The 7,599-nt window shown below is 47.4% G+C and carries 7 protein-coding genes and 1 pseudogene; 6 read left to right on the top strand and 2 right to left on the bottom strand.

What is annotated here, in order from left to right; translation table 11 throughout:
• Positions 1 to 81 precede the first annotated feature (81 nt).
• The gene (locus RMO84_RS10790; RefSeq protein ID WP_310488465.1) at positions 82 to 1,530 is read right to left on the bottom strand and encodes a DHA2 family efflux MFS transporter permease subunit; all 1,449 of its coding nucleotides are present in this window, start codon (positions 1,528 to 1,530) and stop codon (positions 82 to 84) included.
• Between the two features lie 178 nt (positions 1,531 to 1,708).
• On the opposite strand from RMO84_RS10790, the gene RMO84_RS10785 reads away from it, so the two are divergent.
• The 6 genes and pseudogenes from RMO84_RS10785 (at position 1,709) to RMO84_RS10765 (ending at position 6,099) form a co-directional block, all read left to right on the top strand.
• Positions 1,709 to 2,260, top strand: a complete 552-nt coding sequence (locus RMO84_RS10785; RefSeq protein ID WP_310488464.1) for a Uma2 family endonuclease — start codon at positions 1,709 to 1,711, stop codon at positions 2,258 to 2,260.
• A gap of 3 nt (positions 2,261 to 2,263) precedes the next feature.
• A complete protein-coding gene (locus RMO84_RS10780; RefSeq protein WP_310488463.1) occupies positions 2,264 to 2,815 on the top strand; it encodes a hypothetical protein in 552 nt (183 codons plus the stop codon).
• Between the two features lie 263 nt (positions 2,816 to 3,078).
• Entirely contained in the window at positions 3,079 to 4,512 is a 1,434-nt protein-coding gene (gene lpdA, locus RMO84_RS10775) for a dihydrolipoyl dehydrogenase (RefSeq protein ID WP_310488462.1), read from the top strand.
• A 348-nt stretch (positions 4,513 to 4,860) separates the two neighbouring features.
• On the top strand, positions 4,861 to 5,211 hold the full coding sequence (locus RMO84_RS21350) for a leucine-rich repeat domain-containing protein (protein WP_396135828.1): 351 nt from the start codon (positions 4,861 to 4,863) through the stop codon (positions 5,209 to 5,211).
• A gap of 255 nt (positions 5,212 to 5,466) precedes the next feature.
• A pseudogene (locus RMO84_RS10770) lies at positions 5,467 to 5,805 on the top strand (DUF6745 domain-containing protein); the annotation flags it as partial.
• Positions 5,806 to 5,847: 42 nt separating this feature from the next.
• Complete coding sequence (locus RMO84_RS10765; protein WP_310488460.1) at positions 5,848 to 6,099, top strand: hypothetical protein; 252 nt, start codon at positions 5,848 to 5,850, stop codon at positions 6,097 to 6,099.
• 92 nt (positions 6,100 to 6,191) lie between these two features.
• Here RMO84_RS10765 and RMO84_RS10760 read toward each other — a convergent pair whose 3' ends face one another.
• Positions 6,192 to 7,502, bottom strand: a complete 1,311-nt coding sequence (locus RMO84_RS10760) for an N-acetylmuramoyl-L-alanine amidase (protein ID WP_310488459.1) — start codon at positions 7,500 to 7,502, stop codon at positions 6,192 to 6,194.
• Between the last annotated feature and the right edge of the window lie 97 nt (positions 7,503 to 7,599).

Here is a 7,599-nt window from a genome sequence, read left to right as displayed (position 1 = left end):
AGACAGCGGGGAGCGGGGAGAAAAAGAATGCAAAAGTGCGAGCGAGCCAATCTCAGTTCGCGTCCAGGCAATGGCGTTAGCTTATTTACGACGACTCTCCATCCACCATAACAACACGGTCAATGCTGCCGCGATCGCTAGTAGCAACGAGCAGAGCTGGAATGTGCCCTGAAAACCTTTGACAATCGCCTCAGGTGCAGCCAACGTTACATCGCTAGCTGTTTGTCCGGCTAGCGCGATCGAGGCGAAGATGGCGGCAAATAGGGGCAATCCGGTCGTTTGTCCGAGCGTGCGCGTCAGGGAGAGTAATCCCGACGCAATGCCCAAGCGGTGGGGTGGTACCGCGCCCAAAATCGCCCCATTATTCGGCGATTGAAAGATCCCCCAACCCAATCCGAGAGGAATTATCCGCAAGATATAATCGACATCGCGAATGTTGGCATCTACCGTACTAACGGCTAAAGAACCGATCGTCATCAAGATTAAGCCGACTAACATAATACTGCGCGTCCCGAAGCGATCGCTTAAATTTCCTGCCAGTGGCGAAACTAGCCCCCCAATAATCGGTGTAATTGCCATTAATAAGCCGATCCTTTCGATCGGGTAATGCATGACTAATTGCAAGAAAAAAGGGAGTGTGAACGAACTCCCGCCTAATGCCATAAATACCAACCAGCCAGTAAATAAACTCAAGCTAAAAGCCCCAGAGCGAAATAAACTCAGGTCGAGCATCGGTTGCGCGGTGCGACTTTCTAACAATACAAATCCACCTAAACCGATCGCCGATACTATTAATAAGCCCAGTGGTAAACCACTCGTAAATCCATAACGTTGCCCCTCCGTCATGCCTAGCGAAAAGCAGGTTAAAACGACAGAAATAGCGATCGAACCCCAGAAATCGAAGCTTTGATGACGATCGCTACTGCGTCCGACAGGGACGTATTTATTAACTACAAAACTGGCTAAAATTCCGATCGGAATATTTACTAAAAAAATCGATCGCCAGCCAGAAATACCAATGAGAATGCCACCGATTGAAGGCCCCAAAGCAATCCCTGATGATACCACCGCGCCAATTACGCCTAATGCTTTGCCCCGCTCGGATGCGGGAAATACCTCGACAATAATCGCCGCACCCAAAGCCGAAATCATCACCGCACCGATGCCCTGCAAGGCACGCGCGCCAATCAAAACCGAGATCGAGGGTGCCAAGCCACATAGCAACGAACTCACAGTAAACACGATTAAACCGCCCAAATACAGCGGCTTTTTGCCCAGCAGATCGCCCAATCTCGCAGCACCCAATACCAGCGAAGTCACGACCAATACATAGCTCAATCCTACCCATTGCACCGTCGCAAAATCTGTATGTAAATCCTTAACCAGGGTCGGGAGGGCAATATTGACGATACTAGTATCGATCGTATACATCAGCACGCCTAAACTAATCCCTAACATCACTCGCCATTTGTCAACCGCTGGCTCCTGAGGAGCGTTAGCTAACTGCGGCTCTTGAGATCGATCGTTCATGAGGGAAATATCTCGTGGTTAGTGCGGACTTGTCCGATACCGATCGCCGATAAATATCGAAGGTGTCAAGATCGCCATCAGCACCACCTTAGCACTGTTTTCGCTGGCTCTTGCATGGCGATCGATCGTGTCAGAGCTGATATGTCAAAATAGAATTACTTGCTGGAGCAGACTGAAGATGTACCAATCCACCCGCTGGAAATCCGCAGATCTAGAGCTATTGCCCGATAACGGTAATCGCTATGAAATCATCGATGGAGAACTACTCGTGACTCGCGCACCTCACTGGCAACATCAAAGAGTTATTACTAGGTTGATTCAATCGTTAGGAATGTGGTCGAGTCAGAGTAAATTAGGTGAAGTCGTCACGACTCCGGGGATCGTATTTCCTGATGATGATGTGATTCCAGATTTGGTGTGGATTAGTAACGACAGGTTAGCACGGAGTTTGGATGAATCTGGGCATCTTGTTGCCGCACCAGAATTGGTGGTGGAGGTACTCTCGGCTGGTAGCGATAACGAACGCCGAGACAGAGAAGTCAAGCGCAAACTCTACACGATTCGAGGTGTCCAAGAGTATTGGGTTATAGATTGGAAAATACAACAAATCGAGGTGTTCCGGCGCGATAGTAATGGTTTACCCCTAATTGCAACGTTGTTTTGTCAGGATGTTTTGAATAGTCCCCTATTACCTAATTTCGAGCAATCTGTAGCAGAAGTTTCTAGCTAATTAATGGCGATCTCAAATCAGATGATAAATAGTTGGAAACAACTTTGGTTTAGTGAAGAGAGTATAGGACGATCGCTATGCTTACTTGGTGTGGCATTAGGCTTGGCTGTTGGGATTTTCTGTAAAGACTGGGCTGAATCTTTTCACTCGATTGGGCATAGCCCACACTTCATGAACGATCTAATCGGTTATCAAATTCCCTCACTCATTTCATTTGGGATTGCGGGTGGACTAACAATTCAATTAGTAAGTGTGTTGTTATCGTGGGCAACACTTTATCAAAGTGCCGAGCTATACCACACTCGGATAATTGAGATACTTTTGGGTGTACCGATCGGAGTACTAATTATATTTAATATATTTAGCGGTTACTTAGTTGCACTTGGATTTGTGATTCCTTATGTGTTCGCTTTAATATTTTTCCCCGTTGTGATGATATTTGTTGGCTGGGATACAATGCATCTCCTTGTGTTCAATGCGATATTTTTAATGCCACTTTATATGATTTCTGCTGGAATTATCTGGTCGGTAAATTTTGGTAGATCGATCGTTTGAGCGATAATTATCGCTAGTTTCTCCTATTGAAGAGGCTACGCCAACGGGTGAATGATATTGGCTTCGTTCTATCACCGCACTCGATTGAAATCGGTGCTAATGGTACAAAGTCCGCCTACGCGGACTGATTAACTAGTCCGCTTAGGCGGACTTCGCATCATTAGCGGAGACTTCAGTCTCCAGGCAAATAGCAAACCGATCCTTTACAAGAGCGATCGGTCGGAGGGAAAATAGAGCATCAGCATCAAAAAGGACATAGCAACGTGAGCGAACAATTTGACTACGATCTAGTAATCATCGGTGCGGGTGTCGGCGGACATGGTGCCGCGCTCCACGCGGTTAGTTGCGGTCTAAAGACGGCAATTATCGAAGCGGGAGATATGGGTGGTACCTGTGTCAACCGTGGTTGTATTCCCTCTAAAGCCCTCCTCGCCGCTTCGGGAAGAGTCCGCGAAATGCGGAATGCGCACCATCTCAAGGCGATGGGGATTCAGGTAGATAATGTAAATTTCGATCGATCCGGCATTGCCGCTCATGCGAGTAATCTGGTCACAAAGTTACGCGGCGATTTAACAAACAGCCTGACACGCCTAAATGTCGAAGTGATTCGCGGTTGGGGGAAGGTAGCGGCATCCCAAAAAGTCAGCGTCACGACACCAGAGGGCGAGAAATTCATCACCGCTAAAGATGTGATGATTTCCTCCGGTTCGATTCCGTTCGTGCCGCCAGGAATTGAAGTCGATGGCAAGACGGTATTTACTAGCGACGATGCGATTAAATTGGAGACACTACCTCAGTGGATCGCGATTATCGGTAGCGGTTACATCGGCTTAGAATTTTCCGACGTCTATACCGCCTTGGGTTCGGAAGTGACGATGATCGAATTTTTCGACCAATTGATGCCGGGATTCGATACCGACATTGCTAAACTTGCCAAACGGATTCTCATCGATCCTCGCGATATCGATGCCCGCCCCAGCTTACTCGCCAAGCGGGTCATCCCTGGTTCGCCAGTCGTCATCGAACTCGCCGATGCGAAGACTAAAGAAGTCGTCGAGATCCTAGAGGTCGATGCGTGCCTCGTAGCGACGGGTCGGATTCCCGACACCAAAAACCTCAATCTCGATGCTGTAGGCGTCGCCCTCGACCGTCGCGGCTTCATTCCAGTCAATGACAAGCTCGAAGTCCTCGTTGATGGTGTACCCGTTCCCCACCTCTGGGCGATCGGCGATGCGACAGGTAAAATGATGTTGGCTCACGCTGCCTCCGCTCAAGGAATTGTAGCAGTTGAAAATATCTGCGGTCGATCGACAGAAGTAGATTATCAAAGCATCCCCGCAGCCGCATTTACCCACCCCGAAATTAGCTTCGTCGGGATGACGGAAACCCAAGCCAAAGAAGCCGGAACTGCTGGCGGGTTTGAAATCGCAGCGGTACGAAGCTACTTCAAAGGTAACTCTAAAGCGATCGCTGAAGGCGAAGCCGACGGGATGGCGAAGGTGATTTATCGTAAGGATACTGGGGAAGTATTGGGCACCCACATTATCGGTTTACATGCGGCGGATCTGATTCATGAAGCGTCCAATGCGATCGCGCAGCGCAATTCGGTGCAGAAGCTAGCCACTTACGTTCACGCCCATCCTACTTTGTCTGAGGTCTTGGATGAAGCCTACAAACGCGCCGCTGGGGTTCACTAACTTCTTCATAGCTGCCAACGATAAACCCGACTTTTTTGAAAAAGTCGGGTTTCTGACCCCACTAGATTGCTGGCTTCGTTCGGCAACCGCCCTCAAATGAATTTGGGGCTAAGAGCATAAGTCCACTGAAGTGGACTGTTAGATTCATTCAGTTCATTTCAATGAACTTTAGCACGTTAGCCCGAAATTCCATTTCAGGGCGGGTGACGAACGAAGCAAATCTATTTGCCTTGAATAATTTTTAATTTATCTTGTCGGGGTGTCTTTTGCAGGCACCCTTAATTTTTGGGTATTTTAAGATGATGAGATATGGGAGGCTCGATCGTGACTGAAGAAGAATGAGAACAAATAATTGAGAAGGCGAGGATCGATCGAGTCTCTGAACTAAATTTGAGTTATAAACAACTCACTCGACTACCCGATAGCATTGGAAATATTTATACTCTTACAAGCTTAAACATAACTGGGAATAAACTCACTCAATTACCAGATAGTATCGGCAAACTAACTAAATTAGATACACTAGATGTCACAAATAATTGGCTTAGTACTATTCCAGAAAATATCGGCAATCTCACCCACTTGATTAGACTATCTTTTGAAGATAATCATCTTACACATCTACCAGAGAGTATTGGCAATCTTACTAACCTGACTTATCTATATCTAGGAACTAACTCTCTTACATATCTACCATAGAGTATAGGCAATCTTAAGAATTTAATATGGTTACACTTAGGCTGTAACTCTCTTAATCACCTACCAGATAGTTTTGGTAATTTTTGTAACCTTGTTGACTTAGGTCTGGAGGAAAACAATTTTAGTAGTTTACCAAAAAGTATTGTCAATCTTTCCAATTTAGGCTCAATAAGCTTGGATTTAAATCTAATTACTAATCTATCAATTTTACAGTCTCTATCAAAACTTAAAGAAGTCAGCTTTTTAAATCTAGATCTTCCTAATAGATATTGGCTCAAGTCGAATGACTGGAATCCTAAATGGTTGTTAGATGAAGAAAATGCTGAAATCAGACGGGTATTAATTCAACAAGTTGGTTACGATCGAATCTGTCAGGAACTAGGCGCGATCGATCTGGACACTTGGCGAGAATATACATTACTCAAAATCGATGCAGATATCGACGAGGAAACGATGGTCTTACTCAAGATGACTTGTCCATCGACAGGACATATTCACATCCTGCGCGTACCGCCAGAAATGACCAGTGCCGAAGCCGCGATTACCTGGGTAAATCACGGCATTCATCCCGACGAATTTAGCGTGCAGACTTGAGACGATCGATTACAATCGAGTTAGGTTTATCCCACTAGTATCATGACCATCTCACCCTTACCAAACTTACGCTCCCTACCTCAAAACTTACCCCTTGAAGGTGCTGTGAGGATGGAATTAGTAGAGGGTATACCGATCTTTCGGGCTTCTAGTCTCGTCCAAACTTGGATCGAAGCTTTACTCGCCAAACAACAAGATAATCCCCTCAGTTTAGAGGAAGAAGAGGAGTTAGATTGTTATGAAGAAGTCGATGATTATCTCAGCTTTGTTAATCGGATAGTGCGGAATGCTTAGATTTGCTACTCTTTGGTGCGTTACGCTTCGCGGTAACACACCCTACAACTGAATGCGATCGACTGCTAGATAGATAATGACAGTTCGATCGATTAATTTGTGGCTGACTGCAACCACACCGTAATGCTATCCGCGATCGATTTAGCCATTTTTTGTTGCTCTTGGGGATTGGCAATTAGTTCAAACTCGCTCGGATTGCTCATAAAACCCCACTCTAGCAGCACTGAAGGCGATGCTGATGGACGCGCGAGGGCGAGATTGTCCCAGAATACCCCATAGGCATTGCGACCCGTATCTTTGACCACATAGTTGTGGATGTACATCGCGAGGCTTTGGGCTTGGGCGTGGTACCAGAAGGTAGAGAAACCTTTGGTGTCGGGGTTGCCACCATCGGGGAGGGAATTGTGATGGACGGAGAGGGCGAGGGTGGGTTCGAGGTTGTCGATGATGGTTTGACGATCGCTCAATTCGATGAATTTGTCTGCTTCCCGCGTTAGGTATACTGACGCACCGCGCATCGATAGCTCGTTGGCTAAGAGTTTTGCCGCGTAGAGATTGGCATCTTTCTCGGTGGCTCCATTTGGCCCGACTGCGCCAGAATCTTTACCACCGTGGCCGGGGTCTAATAAGATCTTGGTGCCAGCAAGGGGTTTGCTGAGATCGCCTTTATTGAGTTTGGGCGGGTGACGGAGAGATAACACCAGGTTGCTACCTTGGTATCTGAGCTTATAACCCCACTGTTGTTTGGATTTGAGGTTAAAGACATATTGCACCACGCCAGGGCTAGTTTGCTTCCAATCTAGACGCGAAACAGTGGGATTATCGTTGAAGCGGATAATGTCAGTTTGCGCGGTGGTATTGTACAGCGTCAGGGTGAGGGTATTGGTGCCTTGTTCGAGGGTAACTGGCACGGGGACTTGGAGCGGAATTGTCACGTCGGTGGCTCCGTCCCGTTCTTTGCTCGTGACGCTCTTGACGATCGTTTTGGGCGGGATAGTCGCGCCAGTAGTAATTTTGACTTGCTCGGCCAAAATCCACGCCCCATAATCGAGCCGTACCCAGTTGACTTGCTTGCCGTTGTTACTGCCAGTCTGACGAGCGGTAATCGCGGCTCTGGTGCCCTTCGGGAGGGGTGTCAGGCGACTAAAATCCGAACCGGCACCCGTGCGGACGATGCCACCTTCGACGATGACTTCGGCAATATCTAAGTTGGTGGGGGAGAGGATCTGGACTTTGCCAGGAGCGGCTTGGGAGACAGTCGTGGGGGGATTGCCCACTTCGAGTTTATAGGTAGGATTGCCCAAATCGGCCGCAGCAGAAGCGATCGCACAGCCTAAGTACTGTCCCGACCATACTCTCTGGTAAGGCTTGAAATACGAGAAAAACCCAAGGAGCCATTGCAAAGTCCAATTAGAATGCTGAGTCCCAACATAGCCGGCCAATCAAAGTGACCAAACACTATTAAAAAATAAGATAAAACAGAAAGTCCTGCACAGGCTG

This window comes from Chamaesiphon sp. VAR_69_metabat_338, assembly GCF_031423935.1.
GTDB lineage: Bacteria > Cyanobacteriota > Cyanobacteriia > Cyanobacteriales > Chamaesiphonaceae > Chamaesiphon.
Note: the sequence above shows the minus strand (reverse complement) of the source record. Positions and strands in the feature narration are given on the sequence as shown.